Here is a 757-nt window from a genome sequence, read left to right on the forward strand (position 1 = left end):
ATGGTTCGGTGTGAAAGAGATGCCACCAGTGGCACCAACAGGCACTATTGCAAGAGCGCTAATTGAGCAGACCGTTAGTGATATTCTTTCAGACTGAGATGCTGATCGTAAAGGAAGTAAAGGTTAAAAATTAATCATTTTTGAGACATCACTGTTGCTAGACTAGCTTGGTATGACGTTCTGTATTGATGGGTTTATAAATAATGGAGTATACCGAATGAAGTTGAAATCAGCGTTATGGCTAGGATTAGTATCGTGCACAATGGTAAGCATGTCGGCAAATGCAAGTATCGAAGTAAAAGCGAAGCGCATGTTGACAGAAAATACCATGACAGAAAATGTAACCAAGGTGCAGCAGGCTTGTGGTAATGAAGTACTAGAAACCAATATCGATTGGGCTCAGTGGGATAATTATGATTTTTCTGAAGCTCGACTTGATAAAGTAAAAACCACAGGTTGGTTAGGTGGCCTTATTAACTACATCTATGATGATATGGTGAAGTTGTGCACGACAACTGAGCACGCAGCTTTGTATAAAGAAGAGTTTCAAAAAGTTCAAAAAATCCAATTCGTAGGTCAAGATTCAGTGAATGCGAAAAAAGCAGGTTTCGCGTTAGATGAAGGTGGTAGCGTACTCAAAGTTGCCCTGAATCCAAATGCGGCTTACGACTCTTCAACGTTGAAGTACCTTAAGCAGGCATGGAACTAAAACGATGAAGAAAACGTTATTGTCGTTATTCATGGTGTCCGTCAGCTT

General features: G+C 40.4%; 1 protein-coding gene and 1 pseudogene. Both read left to right on the forward strand.

The window, feature by feature from the left end; genetic code table 11:
* A pseudogene (locus tag R7R24_RS26455) lies at window positions 1–97 on the forward strand (NAD(+) diphosphatase); the annotation flags it as partial.
* Window positions 98–217: 120 nt separating this feature from the next.
* A complete protein-coding gene (locus tag R7R24_RS26460) occupies window positions 218–709 on the forward strand; it encodes a hypothetical protein (protein WP_015297455.1) in 492 nt (163 codons plus the stop codon).
* The last annotated feature ends 48 nt before the right edge of the window (window positions 710–757 follow it).

This window comes from Vibrio sp. 704 (genome assembly GCF_033339295.1).